This is a genomic window from Mesorhizobium sp. RIZ17 (assembly GCF_051127865.1).
GTDB lineage: Bacteria > Pseudomonadota > Alphaproteobacteria > Rhizobiales > Rhizobiaceae > Mesorhizobium > Mesorhizobium humile.
In genome coordinates, this window is sequence record NZ_CP147861.1 from 5,045,951 (window position 1) to 5,068,242 (window position 22,292).

Annotated in this window: 20 protein-coding genes and 1 pseudogene; 18 read left to right on the forward strand and 3 right to left on the reverse strand. The window is 61.8% G+C overall.

Annotated features, from left to right (window positions below):
- Positions 1-121 precede the first annotated feature (121 nt).
- Positions 122-2,029, forward strand: a complete 1,908-nt coding sequence (locus WDX12_RS24500; RefSeq protein ID WP_434722328.1) for a type I secretion system permease/ATPase — start codon at positions 122-124, stop codon at positions 2,027-2,029.
- Positions 2,029-3,330: an HlyD family type I secretion periplasmic adaptor subunit gene (locus tag WDX12_RS24505; protein ID WP_320297454.1), complete on the forward strand. Its 1,302-nt coding sequence runs from the start codon at positions 2,029-2,031 to the stop codon at positions 3,328-3,330. The genes WDX12_RS24500 and WDX12_RS24505 overlap by 1 nt, the downstream gene beginning before the upstream one ends.
- Positions 3,331-3,485: 155 nt before the next feature.
- On the opposite strand, the gene WDX12_RS24510 is transcribed toward WDX12_RS24505, so the two are convergent.
- Positions 3,486-3,722 (reverse strand): outer membrane protein, encoded by a 237-nt coding sequence (locus tag WDX12_RS24510; protein ID WP_434722329.1) that lies wholly within the window; start codon positions 3,720-3,722, stop codon positions 3,486-3,488.
- A gap of 194 nt (positions 3,723-3,916) precedes the next feature.
- On the opposite strand from WDX12_RS24510, the gene WDX12_RS24515 reads away from it, so the two are divergent.
- Genes WDX12_RS24515 through WDX12_RS24525 form a run of 3 tightly spaced genes read left to right on the forward strand, consistent with a single transcriptional unit; the run spans position 3,917 to position 6,053 of the window.
- Positions 3,917-4,348, forward strand: a complete 432-nt coding sequence (locus WDX12_RS24515; protein WP_320297452.1) for a hypothetical protein — start codon at positions 3,917-3,919, stop codon at positions 4,346-4,348.
- Positions 4,348-5,214, forward strand: coding sequence for an alpha/beta hydrolase (locus WDX12_RS24520; RefSeq protein ID WP_434722330.1), 867 nt, complete (start codon positions 4,348-4,350; stop codon positions 5,212-5,214). Before WDX12_RS24515 ends, WDX12_RS24520 begins: the two co-directional genes overlap by 1 nt.
- A gap of 11 nt (positions 5,215-5,225) precedes the next feature.
- A complete protein-coding gene (locus WDX12_RS24525) occupies positions 5,226-6,053 on the forward strand; it encodes a Stf0 family sulfotransferase (RefSeq protein ID WP_434722331.1) in 828 nt (275 codons plus the stop codon).
- Here the strand turns inward: WDX12_RS24525 and WDX12_RS24530 are convergent.
- Complete coding sequence (locus WDX12_RS24530; RefSeq protein WP_434722332.1) at positions 6,042-7,247, reverse strand: cytochrome P450; 1,206 nt, start codon at positions 7,245-7,247, stop codon at positions 6,042-6,044. The two genes, WDX12_RS24525 and WDX12_RS24530, sit on opposite strands and share 12 nt — an antisense overlap.
- 174 nt (positions 7,248-7,421) lie before the next feature.
- Here WDX12_RS24530 and WDX12_RS24535 point away from each other — a divergent pair, with 174 nt between their 5' ends.
- The 9 genes and pseudogenes from WDX12_RS24535 to WDX12_RS24575 all read left to right on the forward strand — a co-directional run bounded on the left by WDX12_RS24535 (position 7,422) and on the right by WDX12_RS24575 (position 17,434).
- Positions 7,422-8,345 carry an Lpg1974 family pore-forming outer membrane protein gene (locus WDX12_RS24535; RefSeq protein WP_434722333.1) on the forward strand — a complete coding sequence of 308 codons (924 nt, stop codon included), beginning with the start codon at positions 7,422-7,424 and terminating at the stop codon, positions 8,343-8,345.
- 18 nt (positions 8,346-8,363) lie between these two features.
- A complete protein-coding gene (locus tag WDX12_RS24540; RefSeq protein ID WP_320297447.1) occupies positions 8,364-9,218 on the forward strand; it encodes an alpha/beta fold hydrolase in 855 nt (284 codons plus the stop codon).
- A gap of 14 nt (positions 9,219-9,232) precedes the next feature.
- Positions 9,233-9,505, forward strand: a pseudogene (locus WDX12_RS24545) (LacI family DNA-binding transcriptional regulator); the annotation flags it as partial.
- A gap of 114 nt (positions 9,506-9,619) precedes the next feature.
- On the forward strand, positions 9,620-12,052 hold the full coding sequence (locus WDX12_RS24550; protein WP_434722334.1) for an ATP-binding protein: 2,433 nt from the start codon (positions 9,620-9,622) through the stop codon (positions 12,050-12,052).
- A 5-nt stretch (positions 12,053-12,057) separates the two neighbouring features.
- Positions 12,058-12,450: a response regulator gene (locus WDX12_RS24555; RefSeq protein WP_434722335.1), complete on the forward strand. Its 393-nt coding sequence runs from the start codon at positions 12,058-12,060 to the stop codon at positions 12,448-12,450.
- Positions 12,451-12,832: 382 nt separating this feature from the next.
- Positions 12,833-13,225, forward strand: coding sequence for a response regulator transcription factor (locus tag WDX12_RS24560; RefSeq protein ID WP_320297444.1), 393 nt, complete (start codon positions 12,833-12,835; stop codon positions 13,223-13,225).
- The gene (locus tag WDX12_RS24565; protein WP_434722336.1) at positions 13,225-14,970 is read left to right on the forward strand and encodes a YaiO family outer membrane beta-barrel protein; all 1,746 of its coding nucleotides are present in this window, start codon (positions 13,225-13,227) and stop codon (positions 14,968-14,970) included. The genes WDX12_RS24560 and WDX12_RS24565 overlap by 1 nt, the downstream gene beginning before the upstream one ends.
- 2 nt (positions 14,971-14,972) lie before the next feature.
- On the forward strand, positions 14,973-16,010 hold the full coding sequence (locus WDX12_RS24570; protein WP_434722337.1) for a HEAT repeat domain-containing protein: 1,038 nt from the start codon (positions 14,973-14,975) through the stop codon (positions 16,008-16,010).
- Complete coding sequence (locus WDX12_RS24575; protein ID WP_434722338.1) at positions 16,007-17,434, forward strand: glycosyltransferase family 2 protein; 1,428 nt, start codon at positions 16,007-16,009, stop codon at positions 17,432-17,434. Before WDX12_RS24570 ends, WDX12_RS24575 begins: the two co-directional genes overlap by 4 nt.
- Before the next feature lie 33 nt (positions 17,435-17,467).
- Here the strand turns inward: WDX12_RS24575 and WDX12_RS24580 are convergent, their stop codons facing one another.
- Positions 17,468-17,731: an Hpt domain-containing protein gene (locus WDX12_RS24580; protein ID WP_434725701.1), complete on the reverse strand. Its 264-nt coding sequence runs from the start codon at positions 17,729-17,731 to the stop codon at positions 17,468-17,470.
- On the opposite strand from WDX12_RS24580, the gene WDX12_RS24585 reads away from it, so the two are divergent.
- The 4 genes from WDX12_RS24585 to WDX12_RS24600 all read left to right on the forward strand — a co-directional run bounded on the left by WDX12_RS24585 (position 17,621) and on the right by WDX12_RS24600 (position 22,201).
- A complete protein-coding gene (locus WDX12_RS24585) occupies positions 17,621-17,872 on the forward strand; it encodes a hypothetical protein (RefSeq protein WP_434722339.1) in 252 nt (83 codons plus the stop codon). The two genes, WDX12_RS24580 and WDX12_RS24585, sit on opposite strands and share 111 nt — an antisense overlap.
- A gap of 77 nt (positions 17,873-17,949) precedes the next feature.
- Positions 17,950-18,408 (forward strand): hypothetical protein, encoded by a 459-nt coding sequence (locus WDX12_RS24590; RefSeq protein WP_434722340.1) that lies wholly within the window; start codon positions 17,950-17,952, stop codon positions 18,406-18,408.
- Positions 18,405-21,518, forward strand: coding sequence for an HsdM family class I SAM-dependent methyltransferase (locus tag WDX12_RS24595; protein WP_434722341.1), 3,114 nt, complete (start codon positions 18,405-18,407; stop codon positions 21,516-21,518). The genes WDX12_RS24590 and WDX12_RS24595 overlap by 4 nt, the downstream gene beginning before the upstream one ends.
- Positions 21,515-22,201: a hypothetical protein gene (locus WDX12_RS24600; RefSeq protein ID WP_434722342.1), complete on the forward strand. Its 687-nt coding sequence runs from the start codon at positions 21,515-21,517 to the stop codon at positions 22,199-22,201. Before WDX12_RS24595 ends, WDX12_RS24600 begins: the two co-directional genes overlap by 4 nt.
- Positions 22,202-22,292 lie beyond the last annotated feature (91 nt).

Consider the following 22,292-nt stretch of genomic DNA (forward strand, 5'->3'; position numbering starts at 1 on the left):
GCAGGCAAAGGTAAGGTTCCTCGGCCTGATCCTTGTTGCTTGCGCTGTGCTGCTCCTCTTGGGTGGCGCCGGCTGGCTTTCGCCAGACCGGCCCCGATCTTTGGGGGAGACGCTCGCCGGGGTGGCGATCGTGGGCTTCGGCGGCTTGGCTTTGTTTCGCGCACGCCGGTCCACACCGGACAGCAACGTCGGCGATATCGCCAGGCAAACCAATACGGCGGTAGGCGGCAAGCGGCCGGCAAAACCGAAAGGGCGGCGAGCGCAATCTGCGCGCTCCGAGCTCGCCGAGGCACTTCGCTCCTGCCGGTCGGCCTTCCTCGCGGTTGGGTTGTTCAGCGGCGTGCTCAACATCTTGATGCTTACCGGCTCGCTTTACATGCTCGAGGTCTACGACCGCGTGCTGCCAAGCCGCAGCCTGCCGACGCTGGTGGGTATCACCATATTGCTGTTCGTCCTCTATTGCGGGCAGGGCGTTCTCGATTTCGTGCGCGGTCGAGTGCTGGTGCGCATTGGCGGGGCCCTGGACGAGGCGCTGGGCCGCCGTGTCTATACGTCGATGCTGCAGTTGCCGCTGAAGAGCGGCCGCGGGAGCGATAGCCTGCAGCCGATGCGCGACCTCGACAGCGTGCGTGCATTCCTGTCCGGCATGGGACCGACCGCGCTTTTCGACCTGCCGTGGCTGCCGCTCTATCTGGTCATCATCTTCATGTTCCACTGGTTGCTTGGTGTGACGGCGCTGTTCGGTGCGATCATTCTGGTTGCGCTGACCGTGCTTGCCGAGCGGTTGACGCGAAAGCCGGTCTCATCCGGGACTCTGACCGGTATTCGGCGCAATGGACTGATCTCGGCTGGGACCCGCAACGCCGAGGTCGTTGCCGCGATGGGCATGGCAGGCGGGCTCGCCGCGCGGTGGGAAGGCGCCAACCTTGAATACGTCGCCGAGCAGCGCAAGGTGAGCGATGTCGCTGGCGGCTTTGGCGCAATATCGAAGGTCCTGCGGATGCTGCTGCAGTCGTCGATGCTCGGCCTCGGCGCCTGGCTGGTCATCGAGGGGCAGGCGACGGCGGGCATCATCATCACCGCCTCGATCCTCAGCGGCCGCGCGCTGGCTCCGGTCGATCTGGCGATCGCGAATTGGAAGGGCTTCGTCACCGCGCGCCAGGGCTGGCAGCGGCTGAACAGGGTGTTGGCAGCGTTGCCGGCTGAAACCGAGCCGCTGCTGCTGCCGCCGCCGAGCGCGAATGTCGGCATGCTCAACGTCGGGGTCGCCGCGCCGGGTACCCAGCGGCTGCTGGTTCAGGACGCGAGTTTCGCCATAGAGGCAGGCCACGGCGTCGGCATCATCGGATCGAGCGGCTCGGGCAAATCCACGCTGGTGCGCGCGCTTGTCGGAGCCTGGCTTCCCGTCATCGGCAGGATAAAGTTGGACGGCGCCGATCTCGATCAGTGGTCGCAGTCAGAGCGTGGTCGCCACATCGGCTATCTGCCGCAGGACGTGGAGCTATTTGCCGGGACAGTGGCGGAGAACATCGCCCGCTTCGAGCCCGATGCCGATGCCGGCGCCATAATCGCCGCGGCGAAGGCGGCGGGGGCGCACGAGCTGATCGTCGGGTTCCGTGAAGGCTACGAAACCGAGATCGGCGACCATGGCGAGGCGCTCTCGGCCGGTCAGCGCCAGCGCATCGCGCTGGCCCGCGCGCTCTATCGCGATCCTTTCCTCGTGGTCCTGGATGAGCCGAATTCCAACCTCGACATGGATGGCGAGCAGGCCCTGATCAAGGCGATGTTGGGTGTGCGCGAACGCGGCGGTATCGTTGTGATCGTCGCCCATCGGCCGAACGTGCTGACAGCCGTCGATTTCGTGCTGGCGATGAACCAGGGACGCATCCACGCCTTCGGCCCGAAGGACGAGGTATTCGCCAAAATGTTTCCGACGCTGCGGTCCGTGTCGGGTACCGCTCCGCCGTTAAGAGTGGCAGCCGAGAACGCTCCGCGCGCTCTCAGCGACGGAACGGAGGGAGGGCACTGATGACCGTTTCGGGCACGTCCCATGCCTCGATCCGTTTCTATACGCGGCTTGGCGTCGGCATCGTAATCCTGCTTGCCGGCGGCGTCGGTGGCTGGGCGTCGGTCACCGAGATCGCCGGCGCGGTGATCGCCCCCGGCTCCCTGGTCGTCAATTCCCATGTCAAGGACGTACAGCATTCCACCGGCGGCATCGTTGCAGAGATCGATGTCCGGGACGGCGATCGTGTGAAGGCCGGCGACCTTTTGCTTCGCCTCGACCGCACCGTGCCGGCAGCCAATCTTGGCGTGGTGAGCAAGGCGCTCGACCAACTCGCCGCGCGCAAGGCGCGCCTCGATTCGGAGCGCCGCGGCAGCGATGCCATTATCTTTCCGAACGATCTTCTGGACCGCGTTGCCGATCCCGATGTCGCCGAGGCGGTGTCTGGCGAAAAACAGCACTTCGAGACGCGGCGCACATCCCGCGCCGGCCAGAAGAGCCAGCTGGAGGAACGCATCGCCCAACTGGAGAAGGAGATCATCGGCGATACCGCGCAGGCGCAGGCCAAGAGCAAGGAGATCGAGCTTGTGCAGAAGGAGCTCGCTTCCGTGCGAACGCTTTGGGCCAAGAAGCTCATCTCCATCGATCGGCTGACCCAGACCGAGCGCGAGGCCACGCGCCTCGATGGCGAACGTGGCCAGCTTATCGCGGCCCAGGCGCAGGCTCAGGGGCGCATCGCCGAGATCAAGCTGCAGATCATTCAGATCGACCTCGACCTCAGCACCGAAGTGAACAAGGACCTGCGCGACGTCGACGGCCAGATGGGCGAACTTCTGGAGCGCAAGGTCGCCGCCGAGGATCAATTGAAGCGGGTCGACATCCGCGCGCCACAGGACGGTGTCGTGCAGCAGTCGATCGCCTATACGATCGGCGGCGTGGTGAAGCCAGGCGAGACGATCATGCAGGTTGTGCCCGACAATGACAGTCTGGCGGTGGAAGCCAAGATCGCGCCGAGCGACATCGACCAGCTGTGGGTCGGCCAACCCGCTTCGCTGCGCTTTTCGGCCTTCAACCAGCGCACGACACCGCAAATCGACGGCGTGGTCGAACGAACCTCGCCCGACATCACGACCGACCAGCGCACCGGCGTCAGCTATTACACGGTGCGTATCACCACGACCGCCGCCGAGGTCGCGCGGCTTGGCGAGGTCAAGCTGGTGCCCGGCATGCCGGTGGAATCCTTCATCAAGACCGAGGATCGCTCGGTGATGTCGTATCTGGTCAAGCCGCTGCAGGACCAGATCAGCCGGGCCTTTAGACAATAGCCTTCGCGGTTGGCGCCACGTGTAGCGGGATGGGGTAGCAGAGCTCAACTGCCCGGATTGTAGCGCACCTTCAGGCGCGGATCTGCAGGACAAGCCTACAAAAGAGAAAAGCCCGCCATTTGGCGGGCTTCCTGCTTTGGCTGGAGGCCTTTTGCTTAGTTGAACTTGTACTTGGCGTCGATGCGGACCGTCTGGATCCGCGGGGTGTCTTCGAAGAGGCCGCCGGAGGCGAAGTATACCTTCTCGTACTGGGAATAGCGATATTCGAGGCCGACCGTCATGTTGTTGGAAACGGCGGTTTCGAGGTCGCCGCCGATCCGCTGGGACCCCAGTCGTAGATATCGCCGCTGCCACCACCTGCTACGGGGCCATGCAGGTTGAAGTGCTGCCAAGCTGAAGCGCGCCGTCGAAAAGGCCGTGGAAGCGCACGGCGGCAGGCGAGGGAAGCGAGCGGTTTAGTGTTATAGGCCCGCGCATTGCGGTGTCCCGTGGCCTCCGTGATTTTTCGGGATCTCCCTTTTTGCCCACTAGCCCGAAGCCGACCACACATCATATTGTCGCGACCATTTGAAGCGCCTGAGTCCGCATGAGCAATCTCCTTTTCACCCGCGTTCCTTTCAACCCGGTCTCTCTTGGGCTCGTCTGCAATTTTATTGCGCACTATCCGCCCTTCGATGGATATGAGTTTGGACAGATGGTGAAGTCGTTGCGCTACCAGATCGAGCAACAGACGCATCTCATCGGTTCCATCGACGACGCCATCGTCGCCTATGTCGGCTGGATCGTAACCAGCCGCGAGATTGCCGAGACTTGGGTGGCAAACAGGGGGCCGCTCAATCCCGATCCTGGCGGCAACGCGATTGCCGCCACGGTGATGGCGACGCGCTCGTCCGCGCACATCCTGCCGCTGATCAAGGAGGCGAAGCAGCTCAATCTCGATAAGTCGGTCTACTGGAAGCGGGATTTCATCGACGCCCGCGGTGCAATGAAACGCGCCGTCCGCAAACGGGACGCGTGATGGAACAGACTACGCCAGGCGAGGTGCTGACGCAGGAAATCCTAATCCGTCTCGGTGACCGTTACGCCTCGATGTTCGTACGCATCTGGCAGCCGGTCGGCCCACCGCGCGGCACCGTGTTCTGCTTGCACGGCTTTGCCGGCAATGGCTCCGATTTCGACTACCTTGCGGCCTTTCTATGCCGCAATGGCTACCTGGTGATCTGTCCCGACCTGCTCGGACGAGGGCGCAGCGCCTATCTCGGCTCCGGCTACGACATCGATCTCTATTCCAGGTGCCTGCGCGCGCTCAGTCAGTTTTCCGGTAAGGAGAACCATTTCGTCGGCACGTCATGGGGCGGGCTGATCCTCGTTCTCTTCCTCTACGCGAACCGCGGTCGCGTCGACAGGATTGTCCTCAACGATGTTCCCCTCGTTGGTGGGGCCAAGGTCGATGCTTTGCGAACCGAGGCCATCCGCGAAGCAGCGCTTGTATTCCAGACGCGTGCCCAGGCGAGGGAATATCTGCGTGCGGCAAATCCAGGCATGGGGCGAGTGGAGACGCCGGTTTTCGACCGCTTTATCGACAACAGAATTGCCGCGGGGGCTGATGGGTTTCGTTTGGCCTACGATCCGGCCGCGACCGGGAATTTCGAGGCCATGACCGGCCGCGAATACGACCTGTTCCCCATGGTCGCCAAGCTCGACGCCCAGATCATGCTATTGTACGGTCTTGGAAGCGGGTTCGCCGACAGGCAAGCCTTCGAGCGAGTCCGCTCCGCGCGACCCGGTCTTTGCATTGTCGACAACATCGATGCCGGCGATCCGCCGTCGCTGATGACGCCCGATCAGGCTTTCCTGATCTTCGGGTTTCTGTCCGCAATGTGAGCGGTATGGTCATGGCGGGATCGCACTTCGACGAAACATACACCCGATTGCTCTCAGCTGATTTCGATCGCGAGGGAGCGACTGGAAACCCGTACAGAATCCTGGTGTGCACCACGCCAAGAACGGCTGGTCACACCTATTGCCAGGTCATGCGGGATTTCGGATTTGGCTTGCCGACCGAATATTTCCAGTGGCAATTCGCGATACCGCTCATGCGGCGCTGGGCTGGAGACGACACATTCGACGTCCCGGCGCTCGATCGCTCGGCGTCTTCCTACGGAAAGCATCTTCTGATGCGGCGCTCGGTCGACGGCGTGTTCGCGGCCAAGCTATTCTTCGGCAATCTTGACTTCGCCCGGCGCTCGATCGGTGAGGACGATGCAAGCTCCTTCTATGTATTCCTGTCCCGCCGGAACAAGGTCGATCAGACGGTCAGCCTGCTTTCGATGCTGCATACCGGTCAGCCATTCGATGGCGGCGAAACGCTGCCTGGTGTGCCTATGTTGAGAACGATAAGTCAGAAAGCGGTTATCGACACCGTGCGACATATCGCGGACTCCGAGGCAAAGTGGCGGAGTTACCTTTCGACCATTGACGTGACGAGGGTTGCTCATGTGGCCTACGAGGACTTTGTCGCCAGTCCCCACGACAATGTGAAGGCGACAATGCGAAACTGGTTTCCAGCCCGCAATCTGCGCAATGACGCCGCCGCTCCCAATGGCCGCTACAGCAACGACGCATCGGTAAAGTCGATTATCGCAAGACAGTTCGGAGGCTTGATCCGTCAACTTTGGCGCGACATGCCCGGCGAGGCGGGGCAAAGCCGATCAGCGCCTTGATACGTTGACGGCCATGCCGGCCGCCGGGCGCAGCGCCAGCGCGTAGTCGAAGCGGATAATGTCGTCCAGGCGGGCGAACGCGAATTGACGCACCACCGCGCGAACCGCCTGGTCCACCTCAAGTCGGCCCAGGCGCGCGCCTCCGCACATACGCGGTCCGGTCAGGAAGGGAATGAAGGCTCGGCGGTCGAAACTGTTGTTGATGAACTCCTTGCGGCTGGAATCGAACGTCCTCGGATTTTCCCAGAATTCGGGATGCTGGTGCACTCCGACGACGGACAGCATGATAAGTTGCCCGGCTCGCAGCGGCGAGCCGTCCAGAACTGCATCGGTGCTCACTTCGCGGGTCAGGAACGGTATAGGTGGGAAATAGCGCATCGTCTCGTTGATGAAGCAGTCAGTAAACGGCGTCTGTGCTTTGTTGCCAGTGATCTCTTCGTGGATACGCTCCTGCACCTGCTGGTTGGCGCCGAGCCTGTCGATCACCCACTGGACTGTCGTGACGGTGGTTTCGACGCCGGCGAACAGATTCATCACGAATTCTTCGATCGGGGAGAAGCTGTCGATCCCGGCGGCCTTTTCGGAGAAACGGTCCATTTCGGCGGCCACTCGCGGATCCGCCGTCAGTTGCGAACCGAAGTCCGCGATGACTGCGCGGGCGTCGTGGATCGCGCTGTCCCTTTCGGCGCTGGTTGGCGTGACCCAGGAATAATACTGCAGGTGTCGCAATACCTCACGGACGCGGTCGAGAAGTGCCGCCGTCGGTCGAGCTTCCGCGACAAGTCCGAAGGCCTGATAGAAAATGGTCATGGCGCCGGTGAAAAGCGCCTGGTGGATGCCTGCGAGGGACGTCTCGCAATCGGCAAGGCCGCCGCTGAATATATCCGACACGCTTTGCTCATGAGCGGGCTTGGCCGCCGCGAGATAGCGATCCTGGGTGATGGCACGTCTTGTCGCCCATTCCTCGTCATTGGTGTTGAAGCGGCTGAAGCCAAGCGCCGAAATTAGCGAGAAGTTCTTCCGGAACAGCGCAGGCGCCTTGACGATCTTGTCGACGCTCTCCGGATGGTCAAATACGACGAGGTTGCCGATCTCCTTGGCACTGGTTGTTGGTCCGTCATCCTGCCCGCTCCGCGCGAATAGGTTGTAGACGAGATTGTTGAGCATGCCTTCAATTTGCGCTGGATCGCTCACCCTACCTCCATGTCTGAACGCCCGACGACCTCGTTATCCGTTCAGCGCGATGTCCGTTATTGTTGCAAAAGTGCGACAGTGGCGCCGCAAAGTCGTTGGCATTCGGCCGCGGCAATATGCGTTTATAAACTTGTCTGCAATAACAACGCGGCTGGAATCTGGGCGGGGACTTTAATGCATTCTCAGGGCAAGGGTAAATTTTTGGCTACGGTGGCGGCGTCGGCTGCCTCCGTGACGGCAATAGGCGTGGGCTCGGCTCAAGCCACCGAGGCGCAGCCTCCGGATCAGACGGCCATCGATTCGCGCGTCAAGCTCGCATTTGAAGGCGCGTATTTTTGGAACAATATCCACAACGACGACAAGCTCAGCAGCGATAAGCTGGGCAACAGCAACGGCGATATCTCCGGATCGGTGGCGCTGACCAAGCAGATTTCTCCGGACCTGGATTGGCGCCTCGCCGGCGCCTTCCATGTCGGCAAGGACCGGTCAGCCCTCGTCGACGAGTTTCCCGTGACGAACCCTGCCGGCTTCGTTACTGCGACTTACGGCGACGGCTATAGCTTCCAGGCTTTCGATTTTGACATCGGCAAGCACGTTAAGGTGCAACAGGCCGATATCCGTTTCTTCGGCGGCCTGCGGCTGGTGCATTCCGACGAAACATTGGGTGAGATTTCCGAAAAGTTTACCCCCACCAATCCTGCCGACAAAGGCATATCTGCTGACAAGATCGGTACGGCCGAGTACTGGGGTATCGGTCCGCGCGTTGGTGCGGAAGCTTACTATCCGGTCGGCGAGAACTGGGGCCTGACGGGCTCGGCTTCGGGCGCAGTCATGTGGGGTCGCCGCACCGAGCGTTCTGGTTTCAATGTCTCGACCACAAACCCTGTCCAACACTTTTCCGAAACGGTGGCCAGTCAGGGCTCGAATGAAACGGTCTCAAGCCTCGACGCATCGCTCGGCCTGAGCTGGACGCCGATCGCAAACACTACCTTCACCGCTGGTTACAAGATCGAAGCGTGGCACAATCTGCTTGTGAACGCGGACCACAAGAATCAGGTGTTCCAAGGTCCGTTCCTGCGCCTCGAAGTTAAAATGTAATCACGGCGGCCGGTCAGGGTGACTTCGAAGACAGGTTTCGAGTCCAGGTTCGCAGCGAACGGAAATGTCAAACTGCACTATGTCGCGGCGGGATCCGGCCCACCGCTTCTTTTCCTGCACGGCTTCCCCGACCATGGTCTTGGCTGGCGCCGGCAGATGGAAGCTCTGTGTGGAACCTTCACAGTACTGGCGCCGGATTTGCGCGGCTTCGGGCTGAGCGACGCACCAACAGGGCATGCTCAGTACACGCTGCTGCCGCACTTGGTCGAGGATGTGCTATCGATCCTTGTGGCAGAACAACTCTCTCACGTCTCGGTCATCGGTCATGACTGGGGTGGTACCATCGCATGGTGGCTGGCTATGCGCGTTCCACAGGCGGTGCGCCATCTGGTCATTCTTTCAACCCCCCATCCGCGCAATTACCTGCGTGCCATCGCGGATCCGGGCAACGCCCGATATTTCGCCTATATGCGCGCCTTCCAGGAGGCGGGCGCGGCCGCCATGCCGGCGCCAGTTGAGCTGGCCGGATGGGTTGCCGACGAGGGTGACAGGCAGGCGCTCGCAGAGTCGCTCGGGCGTTCTGATCCGGAAGTAATGCTAGGCTATTACAGAGCCAACATTCCGCTCGGCAGGGTGCCTGATATCGGTCAGCTACCCTTGGTCAAGGCGCCGACTTTGGTGATGTTCGGCACCCACGATCCCTATGTTCCATCGGGCGCCTATGACGGCACCTTCCGTGAAGTGGACAACGTCGCTTCGCTGGTGGCCATATCCGGCGCAGGTCACTTTATCCACCATCAGGCTGCTGGCTTCGTCACCCGCGAGATCGAAACCTGGGTGTCGCGGCCGCCATCTAGCTTTCGAGCGTTTTGATATCCGATTGAAGGCTCGGCGAGGTCGTCGCCGCGGCCGGCGTCAGCGTCGCACGGCATCGAAGGCGCTGAACGGGCAGGGCGGATGACGGAGGAGACTCGCGAGCGCATCCGCGAGACGGCGCGGCTGCGGGGCTTCGGCCGGACAGCCTGGCGCGGAGCCTGTTGCGAAAACGCCCCTTCACCGTCGGACTGCCCACCAACGATACCCGTGGCCGCTTCTCGCTGCCGCTGACGGCCGAGGTTTCGGATGCGCCGGTCGACAAAGGGACAACGTCGGCGGCATGCGTGGCCAACATCAAAGCGACGGCCGAAACGGCGCCCAAGGGGGCGATGCGGAGGGCTCTTTAGACCTCGGATAGGTTTTGCCGGTATCTATCGGGAAAAAGGAGCTGGAAAGTCATGACCGAGATCTGGCGCTCACTCCTGGGCAATCTTGCCCTCGTCTCGATCCTGGTCGTCGCCTGGGACCTCGTGGCGGATTTCACCGGGCGCCTGCCGCGGTTGATACAGTCGCTGATTCTGGGCGCGGTCATGTGCGCGGGTTCGATCATTTCCATGGCGACCGCACTCAACGTCTCCGGCTTCGTGATCGACCTGCGTGCCGCCTTTATCGCCGCGGCCGCCTTCTTCGGTGGATGGCCGGCAATGTTCATCGCAACCGCCGGCTCCATTGCCTATCGCGTCTATCTGGGCGGGCAGGGCGCGAATGTCGGGGTCATGAGCATCCTGATCACGGCGATCGTCGGGTTGGCATGGCATCACGTCGTCGCGGTCCGCTCGCGCACCATGCTCGACATACTCGGCCTTGGCGTCACGGTGGCGCTTGCCGGGCTGATCACGCTTGTGGTCATCCCGCAGCAGATACTCGCCGGCTTCGTCCAGCAGAGCACGCTTCCGTCCCTGGTGTTCCGCTTCCTCGGCACCTTCATCATCGGCGTGCTGCTCGACCGGCAGCAGCGGCGCCGCGATCTCGCCATGTCCAACATGATCTACCGCGCCATGGTCCGCGAGCTGCCGGATTGCCTCAATGTGAAGGATGCCGCCGGCCGCTTTGTCGTGGCAAACCCTGCCACCGCCGAAATGATGCGCGCCGCCTCGGCCGAGGACCTTATCGGCAAGACGGATTTCGATTTCTATCCGAAGGACGTGGCCGAGCGCTTCAGGCAGAATGAAATGGGCGCGCTGGAGACCGGGCAGACGTCGCGCATCGATCAGCAAGCGCTTTTCCTCGACGGCAGCCAGGGCTGGCTCTACACATTGAAGGCACCCTTTCGCGACGAGACCGGCAAGATCGTCGGCGTCATCACCTACAACCGCGACATCACCGAGCAGAAGCGGAACGCCCAGCTCAAGAACGACTTCATCTCCACGGTCAGCCACGAATTGCGCACGCCGCTGACGTCGATCCGCGGCTCGCTCGGCCTGATCGCGGCGGGTGTCGCTGGCGAATTGCCACCAAAGGCCGCCAATCTCGTCAACATCGCCCACAACAACAGCGAGAGGCTGGTTCTTCTCATCAACGACATCCTCGACATGGAGAAGATCGAATCGGGCGTCATCAGCTTCAAGATCAGGCAGATGCCGGTGCGGCCGGTCCTGGAGCAATCCATTGCCGCCAGCTCCAACTATATGGCCGAGAGCAGGATCCGCATCGTCCTGGTCGACGATGCGCCGCGCGCCGAGGCCAATATCGACCCCGACCGCCTGCACCAGGTGATGGCGAATCTTCTGTCGAACGCGATCAAGTTCTCCAATCACGGCGGCGCCGTGATGGTGAAGCTGCAGCGCCGCGACAGCGGCATGCTGCGCATCTCCGTGATCGACCAGGGCGCGGGCATTCCCGAAGCATTCCGCAGCCGCATATTCGGCAAGTTCGAGCAGGCCGATGCCTCCAGCACGCGCAGGAAGGGCGGCACGGGCCTCGGCCTGAGCATCGTCAAGACCATCGTCGAAAAGCTGGGCGGCGCCGTTTCCTTCGAGACGGAGGAAGGCAAGGGAACCTCGTTTCACGTCGATCTTGCCGAAGCGCAAAGGCAGGCCGAGAAGCCTGTTCTGGTCGAGCGCCGGTCGCGTAAGCGCGACGGCCGGCTGCGTGTCCTGATTTGCGAGGACGAGCCCGATGTCGCCACGGTGATCGCAGCACTTCTCGACGCCGAAGGCTTTTCCAGCGACGTCGCCCCCGACATCGACACCGCCAAGGCGCTGCTTGGCTCGCGCGATTATGTGGCGCTGACGCTCGACATCAAGCTGGCGGGGGAATCCGGCATCAAGCTCTTCCACGACATCAGGGCATCGCCGGTGAATTCCGACATTGCGGTCATCGTCATCTCGGCCGTCGCCGACGAAGCCAGGCGCTCGCTGAACGGTGCCGCGGTCGGCATCGTCGACTGGCTGGAGAAGCCGGTGGATTCGAAACGGCTGCACGCCGCTCTCGCCAAGATCGTCGGCCGCAGGGTCGAGCCGAAACCGCAAATCCTGCATGTCGAGGATGACGAGGGCGTGCTTGCGGTGATGTCGGAGGGGCTGGGTTCGGGTGTCTTGATCACCTCGGCGAAAACGCTCAAGGACGCGCAGCATGCGATCGCCAACCGTCGTTTCGATCTTGTCATCCTGGACATCGCTCTCCCCGACGGATCGGGACTGGACCTGCTGACCGACCTGCCGCTCGAGACCGGGGTCATCGTGTTTTCCGCGGCGGAACTGGACGACAGACTGGGTGATCGCGTGCAGGCGATCATGACCAAGACCAAGGCGTCGGAGATCGATGTCGCAAAGCTGGTCAGGAACATGCTGGTTGCGACCCGCGACGCCTCCGCGCAAGCCAGGGAGTGACCTTCATGCCGGCAAGGATCCTTTATGTCGACGACGAGGACGACATCCGCGAGATCGCGCAGATGTCGCTCGAGCTCGAGCCGGAATTCGAGGTGCGGTCCTGCGCTTCGGGCGCGGCGGCGCTGGTCGATGCGGCGGCATGGCAACCCGATCTCATCCTGCTCGACGTGATGATGCCGGACATGGACGGGCCGGAGACGCTGAAGCGCCTGGCCGAATCGCAGCCGACGGCGACGATACCCGTGGTATTCATCACGGCGCGCACCCAGACGCACGAGGTCGAGCGCTATCTCGCCATGGGAGCGGTGGGCGTCATCGCCAAGCCCTTCGACCCGCTGGCGCTTGCCGGCGACGTGAAGCGGTTGCTTGCGTCGCGCGCCGGCGGCCCGGCGGCCTAGCGCGTTTCACCGTTTCACGGAAACGGCGAACCGCTCTATCTCCTTGTTTTTGAAGCAATTCCGGACGGAAGGCTACGGGCGAAGTCGACGAGCCTAACCGCTCACACTTTTCCTGGAATTGCTCTAGCCGCGAGAGCGCCTGCGCCGGCGAGAAGCCTGTCGGCAAGCCCCGGGCTGGTGTTTACGCCTCCTATACCATGCGCCGATATTCATCTACTGATTGCATCGAAATGCGGCCGTCGCGAATCGGTCTATCTATGATCGGGCGGCATTGGTCGGCGCGGATGGCCGCGCGGGCTTTGTTTCATGGACCGCGTTGGCGGATGTCGGTTCATGGATTGGCTACTCCGGGGGGCACGAGGCGTAAACCGGAGCCGGACTGGTGGATGGAGCAAAGGCGAGAATTCTGATCTGCGACGACGACCCCTTGTTGCTCGAGCTGATGGAATTCAGATTGAGGGCGAAGGGATACGAGGTCGTCAAGGCAGTCGACGGAGCGGAGGCGCTCGAGAAGGTGCAGCGGGACGCCCCTGACGTCGTCGTGCTCGACGCGATGATGCCGAAGGCCGACGGCCTGGAGGTGCTGGCACGCATCAAGGGCGACCCGGCTTTGTCTGACACGCCGGTGGTCATGCTGACGGCCCGCAAGGGCCAGAAGGACATTGTCTCGGCCCTGGACAAGGGCGCCGACGACTATCTGGTGAAGCCATTCATCCCCGAGGAACTGCTGGCCAGGCTCGCGCGGCTGATCGCGCGCAAGAGCGGGAAGCGCTGATGCGGCACGGCCGGCGCTTGAGCCTTGCCGCATGCCTGATACTGGCCGTCGCCGCCGCTCCGCAGGCGGCGCTGGCGCAGACCGTCGACGAGCTCTACGCATCCGCCGTCAAGGCGAGGCAAGCGCAGCATTTCGACGAGGCCGCCGACCTGCTCAAGCGCGCACTGGCGCTCAAGCCCGACAATGCCGACGCGCTGGTCCAGCTTGGCTTCGTCGAGCTCGGCCGCAACGACCTCGCGGCGGCGCGTGACGCCTTTTCCAAGGCGCTTTCCATTGCCCCGACCTATCGGGACGCCAGCTTCGGCATGGCCGAGGTCGAGTTCCGGTCCGGCAATCTGGACACAGCGCTGCCGCTCGCCGAGCAGGTCGCGCAGGCCGACCCGGGCAATGCCGATGCCGCGGCGCTTGTCGACAACATCCGCAAGGCGAGGCATGCCAGCAAGCCGAAACCGGCTGCCGCGGCTCCGGCGGCGGTGAAGAAACCGCATCGCCGGCCCGATCCCGTCGCTGTCCAGTTGGAAGAGGGCAGGCGCCTGCGCCAGGCAGGCAAGCTGCCCCACGCGGAGGCGGTCTATCGCCGCGCCCTCAAGCTGTCGCCGAAAAACACCGACGTCCTCGTCGCGCTTGGCCTTGTCGTCGGCTCCAGCCAGCGCTTCGACGAAGCCGGGCAGTTCTTCGACCGGGCTTTGGCCATCAAGCCCGGCCTTGTCGATGCGCGTCTGGGCAAGGTGCGCCTGGCGATCTGGCAGGGCGACACGCCCCGCGCCCGCGCTCTGATCGACGACGCGCTGGCGAGCGCGCCGGACAATGTCGAGGCGCTTGACCTCGATGGCAGGGTAGCGCTGCTCGAAGGCGACCACAAGCGGGCCGGGCAGTCGTTCCAGCGCGTGCTGGCGCTTGACCCGAAGAATGCAGAGACGCTGGTGGGGATCGGCGATGTCCGCCGCGCCGAGGGCGATGACGAGGCCGCGCGGCAGGCTTACACCCAGGCGCTCGCCATCGAGCCGGGCTCCGCCGACATCGAGCAGAGGCTGGCCGTGCCGCCGCCGCGCAAATGGCGGCTCGACATCGGCAGCGAGGTGAGCGATCTCACCAATGGTCTCGGCGACTGGACCGACAGCTCGGCCGGTCTCGCCTATCGGCTGTCGCCACGCACGACCATCTCCGGCCACACCCGGCTGGCGACCCGCTTCGGCCACACCGACGTCCAGCTCGAGGGCCGTATCGACCAGGCCCTCACGCCGGCATTCTCAGCCTACGTGCTCGCCGCGGTGACGCCGGATGCAGACTTCCTGGCGCGCTATTCGGTCGGCGCCGGCGCGTCCTGGCAGGTCGTGGCGCCGGCAAAGGCGTTCGGCCCGCTCTCGCTCAACATCGATGCCCGCTACGATAACTTCGCCGACACCGGCGTCACCAGTATCCAGCCCTGGATCCAGGGCTACGTCCTCGACGGCCGGCTGGGGCTGTCGGCTCGCTGGGTGCATGCTGAGGACGATAGCGGCACGCGTGCCGACGGCTATGTGCTTCGCGCCGACCTCGCGGTGACGCCGCGCTTCAACGTCTTCGCCGGCTATGCCGACGCCCCCGAGATCGACGACGGCGCATTGATCCCGACGCGCACCGTCTTCGGCGGCATTTCCTTCGACGTCAGCGATCCGCTGACGCTGCGCGCCAGCGTCGCGCATGAGGAACGCCCGACCTTCGACCGCAACATATTCGGCCTCGGCCTGACGGCGCGGTTTTGACCATGTGGTATATCTGGGACCTCTCGATACTGCTCAGCGCCCTTTCCCTGGTGATCATGCTGTTCCTGATCGCACGGCGCTTGCTGCAGGAGCGCCGGGGCAGGGCGACGGCCGAGCAGCGGCGCCAGGTTCTGACCGCGCTGATCGCCTTCACCGAGAACCGCGATCGCGAGGCCCTGAAGACGGTGGTGCTCGCCGTGCCGGCCGGCGTGGCGATCGACGCCGGCTTCGAGTTCATTGCGCTGCTGCGCGGCGAGGAGAGGGACGACGTGCTCGTCGCCTTCAACGAATGCGGCCTGCCGGCCCGCGTCGCCAGGCAGCTGCGCAAAGGCAACATCGCCGAACGCATCCACGCGGCCGAGATGCTGGCCTCGCTGGGTTCGGACGATGCGTCGGCACACCTGCTTGCAGCGCTCACCCAGGACCGCTCGCGCGAAGTCCGGATCGCGGCGGCCATTGCGCTTTGCGATCTCGGCAGCCTGCCGCTGCTCGGCACCGCGCTGGACTTCATCGGCGTGGCGGGGCAGCGCTCGCGGCGCCTGATCGAGCTGTTCAGGCGCTTCCCGCGCTCGCGCTTCAACGAGCTTGCGGTCCACGCATCGCGCATCGACGCCTCGCCCTTCATCAGGGCGGCCGCGATCGACGCGCTGGCCCGCGCCGGCGGCTTCGGCTTCGCCGAATTCTTCGCCGGCCTAGCCGGCGATGCCTCGCCCGAGGTTGCCGCCGCCGCGCTGCGGGCGCTCGGCCTTACCGGGCACGCCCAGGCGCCGGCCATCCTCAAGCGCGCCATGGAAAATGGCGACTGGGACGTGCGCGCCGCCGCCGCCGAATCCGCGGGCCGGCTCGGCCTGCCCGAGCTCGCGGCGCCGCTCTCCACGCTGCTGGACGACGAAGTGTGGACCGTGCGCTATGCCGCCGCCAACGCGCTGCGCTCGTTCGGCCAGCCGGGAGAGCGGCTGCTGCGCGAGATTGCTTCCCACGAGGTCTCGCGCAGCCAGCGCACCGCCTCGCTCATCCTTGCCGAGGGACCGGCCCTATGATCGCCGACTGGAGCCACGAGGTCGTTCTCGCCGCCACCATCCTGTCCTGGTTCATCATCGGGGCAGGGCTGGCGCAGACGACGATCTACCTGCTGCAGCTCGTCGTCGCCGGCTACGCGCTGTCCGAGCGCCCGCCGGTGGCGCGCTCGGCGCTGCTGTGGCAGCGCTATGGCGACGTCGCGCCGCCGATCGCGCTTCTGGTGCCGGCCTATAACGAGGCGCTGAACGTGGTCGAGAGCGTGCATTCGATGCTGGCGCTCGAATATCCGAATTTCGAGGTGGTCGTCATCAATGACGGCTCGAAGGACAACACGCTGCAACTGCTGATCGAAGCTTTCAAGCTGGTGAAGTTCCACCGCCCCTATGAGGAGGCGCTGGCGCACCAGCCGATCCGCGGCCTCTATTCCTCACCGATGACCGAGCGGCTGTTCGTGGTCGACAAGGAGAACGGCGGCAAGGCCGATGCCCAGAACGCCGGCATCAATGTCTGCCGCGCGCCGCTCTTCTGCGTCATCGACGGCGATTCCATCCTCGATCCCGACGCGCTGATGCGCGCCGCCCAACCCTTCATCGACGACCCCGAGCGCACCATCGCCGTGGGCGGCACGATCCGCATCGCCAACGGTTCGCGGATCGAGGCGGGCAGGGTGCGCGAGATCCATTTGCCGCGCCGCCTGCTGCCCTTGTTCCAGGTGGTCGAATATCTGCGCGCCTTCCTGATGGCGAGGCTCGCCTGGAGCAGCATCAACACGCTGATGCTGGTGTCCGGCGCCTTCGGCATGTTCCGACGCGCCGAAGCGGTTGCGGTGGGCGGCTTCACCAAGGGCTCGATGGGCGAGGACCTCGACATCGTCATCAAGCTGCACCGCCATATGCGCGATACGAAGCGCAAATACCGCATCCAGTTCATTCCCGAGCCGGTATGCTGGACCGAGGCGCCCGAAACGCTGAGCGTGCTCGCCCGCCAGCGCTCGCGCTGGCAGCGCGGCGCGCTCGAATGCTTCTTTCGCTACCGCTCGATGCTGTTCAACCCGCGCTATGGCCGCGTCGGCTTCCTCGGCTTCGGCCACATCCTGATCGTCGACGTGTTGGGACCGGTGGCCGAAGTGCTGGGCTATATCCTGATCCCGGCCTTCTGGCTGCTCGGCATCCTGTCGGCCGAGTATCTGCTGGCCTTCACCGCGCTCATCTTCACCTATGGCGTCTGCGTCAGCGTCTGCTCGCTGATCCTCGAGGAGGCCGAGCTGCAGCGCTTCCCCCGCGCCAGGGACCTCGCCGTGCTGACGGCCGCCGCCGTGATCGAGAATTTCGGCTACCGCCAGCTCAACAATTTCTGGCGCGTGAAAGGCTGGTGGCAATTCCTGCGCGGCAACCAGGGCTGGGGCGAGATGACCCGAACCGGCCTCGGCGGCGCCAAGAAATAGGCGCGGCCCGGGGCCACGTCAGCACAGCGCCATTCACGCCAGCGTCCGCTCAATCTCCGCGATCAAGCCATCGAGCGCCGCCCGCACGCTCGCGCCATCCGCTTGCTCGATGAGCAGCGTCTCCAGCACTGAGGCCCGCGCGCTGATCTCAGCGAAACCGAATGTGCCGGCAGCACCCGCGAGCGAATGGGCGAGGCGGACCAGCGGATCGTTGCCCGGCAGGGGAACAGCCTGATCTGCGATGGCCTTCAGCTCCGCGAGCTGATCGGCGCAGCGAGTGAGGAAGCGTTGGCGCAGCGGGGCGAAGGGATCGGTGGGGATGGGGTGGCTCCTGAATTGACGGAGGCGGTATTCAAGCAGAAAGCCGGTCGGGGTGGAATGGAGGGCGGGACTGATAGTCGCGGGGAGTGGCGAAAGCTAAAAGGCGAACAGAACTAGAACAAACTCTTGACCACTGATGGTTTTCCGCATAACCTCAAATCTGGGGTTCACCCCGCATTGAGTCGGGGTGACCCATGCAGTTTAATCAGGCTCAGCTTCGGAACGCGATCGGAGTTTCAGTCGAGACCTTTCGCCACTGGAAGCGGGTTCTGCCGCCGTTTTCGGGGCGTAAGAAGTACACGTTAGGCGACCTGCTGGCTGCTGGCGTTTTGCACCGCCTTACTGATCGGTGCGGAGTACGTGCCGGGAATCTCCCTGAAATATCTAAGGCGATTGTAGAAGTCTGCAACACGGAAGCATGGGCTTCGTTGCAGGGTAGGATGCTTGTCATCGACATCCAGAACAAGACATGCGCCGTTGTTAAGAGCGCTCGTTCGGTTTCCTTTCAAGATGTCATGGTCGTTTGCCCCTTGGAAAGCGTGATGATGCAGATCCAGGAAGAGTTGTTGGGCGAGGAGCCTGCATCTGTCCAACAGCATCTACGATTTCCGCCGGTTGCCATTGGTAATCGCGTTCAAAGGCAACGCGCATGAGCGATGCGTCCTCAGTCCTAGGCAGCGCAACATGGAAAGAGCGCCTTGGCCTCGAGAGCCGCAGGGCTCCTGAGCTTTACGAGTCGACTACAATGGTGGCGGACACGCCCCATGCCCCCGCCATTCGCACTGCGCTCGACGAACTTGGACTCTCTGGCATGTTTTGCATCCAGGGGGTGCCTACTATCGCCATTCTAAATATGGCCGTCTACGATGCCGAGCGCGTGGTAGATTTGCACGGTGCACTCTGGAATCAAGGGTTGGCGAGCCTGCTTCTTGTGACGGCGGGCGATGTTTTGCGGGTCTATTCTTTGGCTCGAAAGCCCCAGAAGGACTGGGGCCAGCAATTCGATCAGCGCTGCCTGATAGAAACGCTCAACGCAACTGCGCATGCCCTCGAAATCCGCAACCTTGTCTACGGCGCGGAATCGGGTCGGATATGGAAGGAGTACGCGGATTATTTCCGCCCGAAAGAGCGCATCGACCAAGTTTTGCTTGATAATCTGACGCAGTCGCATAAGCTACTTAGTAATAGCCTCCCTTCGGATGCTGCGCAGGCCATATTGATTCAGGCGATGTTCATCGCTTATCTGGAAGATCGTAAGATAATTACGCCAGAATACGTATCTAACGCCACAGAGAAATCGGCAGATAGTTTCACTTCGCTATTGGCGAGGCGTGATGTACGGCTCTTGGAGCTCCTATTTGCTGCCTTGCGAGACGACTTCAATGGTGATTTGTTTGTGGCACCCTGTTCCTTTGATCCGCAGACAAAAGCGCCAACCATTCAAGCGACGCATCTCGATGTGATAGCCAGTTTCCGTACCGGTCGGGAGGAAATGGCAAAGCAAGGGCAGTATCGCTTCTGGGGTTATGACTTCCGGTACATTCCTATCGAACTCGTAAGCGCCGTTTATGATCGTTTCCTTGGGGAGAAGGAAGATGACCGCAAAGCACTCGGCGCTTACTACACTCCGATGTACCTTGCTGACACTGTTGTTTCCCAACTCTGGGACACGCTGACGCCTAGCGTTAAAGAGAAAGGGCAATTCCTCGACCCTGCTTGCGGCTCAGGGGTGTTCTTAGTTCGATCTTTTCAGCGACTTTGCGAGCATTGGCGTCTCAAACATCAGTCGAAGAAGATTCGTTGGTCGAGCTTACTTGCCATCCTGCGACGTATTCATGGCTGGGATTTGAACGGCGGTGCGGTGCGTGTTGCGGTCTTTTCCTTGTATGTAGCTCTGCTCGAAGAGATTGATCCTCCTGATCTGCAGGCATTGATCAAGAATAAGAAGGTGCTTCCCGAATTGTGGGGAGGCACCTTAGTTCAGCGCGACTTCTTCGATGTGGCAGAAAAAGAGGTGCCCGCTTTCGATGTAATCGTAGGCAATCCACCTTGGACTAGTCGACGTGGACCGGATCGGTCCTCTGTGCGTTGGTGTAAGAAAAACAATCTCCCAATGCCCGATCGCGAAGATGCGTGGGCCTTTGTCTGGAAAGCACTCCGCCATCTTAATACGGACGGTTTGGCAGCTTTCCTGTTGCCAGCCATGGGGTTTCTGCACAACGTGGCTGACACATCGCTAGCCGCGCGCAAGCACCTCATCCGCACAAGCAGGGTTCTCCGCATAATCAACTTCGCGGACCTGCGGTTCCAACTGTTCGACAGCGCCATTCGCCCCACTGCGCTTTTTCTCTTCGCGCCAGGCGGGACCGAGCATGTGGACTATCGTTTTGAGTATTGGGCACCCAAGGCTGATCTCAATCTCCAAGTTAAGCGTACTATTACCCTTAGTACCGCAGATCGCTTCGTCATGGATTCTGCAACTGTCGAGTCTGATGTCTTGGCCTTTAAGCATCGCCTCTGGATGCGAGAGCCCGATGCCAAGTTGTTCGCTTATCTGTCGAGACTTCCGAAGCTCGGAGCGCTCGTAAAGGAGTACAAAGATTTTAGTCGTCGGCGTCAGAGTACCTTAGGGCAGTGGGTCGTCGGCGTGGGGTACCAACCCTATCATCAACCCGAGCAAGGTGTTTCTGTCGCGAAATATTCGGTGAGCAAATTCGTTGGAACGCTTCCCGATCTGCCAATAGAGGCTTTTACACCCATTTCGCAGACTGCGGCTCATCTGAAGCCTGCTAATTCGAAGCTCGTCCGCCGTAGAGGTTTTGAGGCAGCTTTCAAAGGCGCACGCCTTCTTGTTCCTAGAACTACCTCCTTGGGCCGGTTGCGGGCCTCCTACACTGAAACGGATTTGACGTTTCAGGACATCATCCAAGGCATCATTGTGCCCGCAGGAGAGGAGGCGCGTGGCAAGCTCCTTGCCGCGCTTTTAAATAGCAAGGTCGCAGCCTGGTATGCATTTCATGGTACTGCATCCTTCGGCTCAGAACGTCCGGAAGTTAAGCAATCGGGCTTTGTCCATCTGCCGTTTCCCACAGCGGATGATTTGCCCGAACCCGAGCGTGCGCAGGCAGCCGCAACCAAACTCATAGCTATCATCGAAGAGGAGGCTCGGAAGGTTGACGCACCTTTCGTGATGGATAGCAGCGCAGACATGCTGTTGTCCGAAATCGACAAATGGGCTTACGAGTTTTTCTGCCTATCCCAAGATGAGATCATCCTTATCGAGGATATGATCGACCGCATCATTCCGGCAGTTCAACCACATCAGGGGAGTTTCCCCGAACTGTGGAAAGCGCCGACAGAAACTGAGCGGCGTCAATATGCTGCGTCGTTAATCGACAGCGTTTCTGCTTGGCTGCAGCCTAACGCTCAGCTTCATGCTAGACTAGAGGCTAGTAACGCCGATTTGGGCGTTTTGCGGCTTTCACTCAAAGACGAATTTCAATCGAATATCTATTCCGAGGAGAGTAAAACCCTCGTTAGTGATGCGCTGTCAAAAATTGTGCAGAACATCCATCAGCCGATTACAGGTAACTTCCAATTAGTGCCAGATTTGAGAATATTTATCGATACCGACTTATATCTCGTAAAACCGATGCAGCGACGCTTCTGGCTACGCTCCATGGCCCTGGCCGATGCGGACGCAATTGCCGGGGACCTGCAGCAATCCATTGATATCGATGCCCGCAGGGCAAACGCCGGATGATTGTTGGCGACCCGCATGCGTGGAAGGCCCGTTTCGTCACGCTCGATGAGCGGTTGCTGAGCCGCATCCTTCATGTCTGGCCAGCCTGCATGGCGCTACTCCCCGGGCAGCCGGAAGAGGACACTATCACTATCAATCTCGTCGCTCTGTTGTCACAGGACGCGGTGGTTCGGCGTATTTGTTATTTCATCATTTACCAACACGAGCCATTTGGAGCTCATCCCGGGGGCACCAAGTTCAGTAAAGGTAAGATCGATTTTGCTGTCCTGCTGGATCAGGAGCGTGAACGATATGTCGCATACGAATGCAAACGTCTCAATGTAATTCACAAAGGAGCGCGCGGTTCGCTCGCAACACGCTACGTGCAAGATGGGATGATGCGATTCCTGACTGAACAATATGCGGAGGGCCTGCCCTTTGGCTGCATGCTTGGTTATGTGATGGACAGCGATCTGCCATTTGCGCTCGCGCAATTGAGTGGTGCGATTGACGCGCACAAGGCGCCTCTTGGCATTGTTAGCGGCGCGTCTCAGTGCCAAGAGGTCCCAGGCATCGAACGCTTTTCAACACTCCACAAACGAGCGAACTCGTCAGTCATCGAACTTCGGCACGTTCTTCTGCCATTCTCGATTGCGAAGGGCGCTTGCACGTCGGTGCCTCGCGCTAAGGTGGTTGCTGATTAATGAGCCCAAGGGGCGGGCACGTGCATGACAATGGCTCCCTATGCCGCCAGTCAGTTGCTATTCGGGGGGTCTCGAAGAAGTCTCCCACACA

Bases quoted from the DNA above. Each gene is read 5' to 3' on its own strand.
- WDX12_RS24505 (WP_320297454.1), top strand. From the start codon at position 2,029: ATGACCGTTTCGGGCACGTCCCATGCCTCGATCCGTTTCTATACGCGG.
- WDX12_RS24515 (WP_320297452.1), top strand. From the start codon at position 3,917: ATGAGCAATCTCCTTTTCACCCGCGTTCCTTTCAACCCGGTCTCTCTT.
- WDX12_RS24520 (WP_434722330.1), top strand. From the start codon at position 4,348: ATGGAACAGACTACGCCAGGCGAGGTGCTGACGCAGGAAATCCTAATC.
- WDX12_RS24525 (WP_434722331.1), top strand. From the start codon at position 5,226: ATGGCGGGATCGCACTTCGACGAAACATACACCCGATTGCTCTCAGCT.
- WDX12_RS24535 (WP_434722333.1), top strand. From the start codon at position 7,422: ATGCATTCTCAGGGCAAGGGTAAATTTTTGGCTACGGTGGCGGCGTCG.
- WDX12_RS24550 (WP_434722334.1), top strand. From the start codon at position 9,620: ATGACCGAGATCTGGCGCTCACTCCTGGGCAATCTTGCCCTCGTCTCG.
- WDX12_RS24555 (WP_434722335.1), top strand. From the start codon at position 12,058: ATGCCGGCAAGGATCCTTTATGTCGACGACGAGGACGACATCCGCGAG.
- WDX12_RS24565 (WP_434722336.1), top strand. From the start codon at position 13,225: ATGCGGCACGGCCGGCGCTTGAGCCTTGCCGCATGCCTGATACTGGCC.
- WDX12_RS24570 (WP_434722337.1), top strand. From the start codon at position 14,973: ATGTGGTATATCTGGGACCTCTCGATACTGCTCAGCGCCCTTTCCCTG.
- WDX12_RS24575 (WP_434722338.1), top strand. From the start codon at position 16,007: ATGATCGCCGACTGGAGCCACGAGGTCGTTCTCGCCGCCACCATCCTG.
- WDX12_RS24585 (WP_434722339.1), top strand. From the start codon at position 17,621: ATGGGCGAGGCGGACCAGCGGATCGTTGCCCGGCAGGGGAACAGCCTG.
- WDX12_RS24590 (WP_434722340.1), top strand. From the start codon at position 17,950: ATGCAGTTTAATCAGGCTCAGCTTCGGAACGCGATCGGAGTTTCAGTC.
- WDX12_RS24595 (WP_434722341.1), top strand. From the start codon at position 18,405: ATGAGCGATGCGTCCTCAGTCCTAGGCAGCGCAACATGGAAAGAGCGC.
- WDX12_RS24600 (WP_434722342.1), top strand. From the start codon at position 21,515: ATGATTGTTGGCGACCCGCATGCGTGGAAGGCCCGTTTCGTCACGCTC.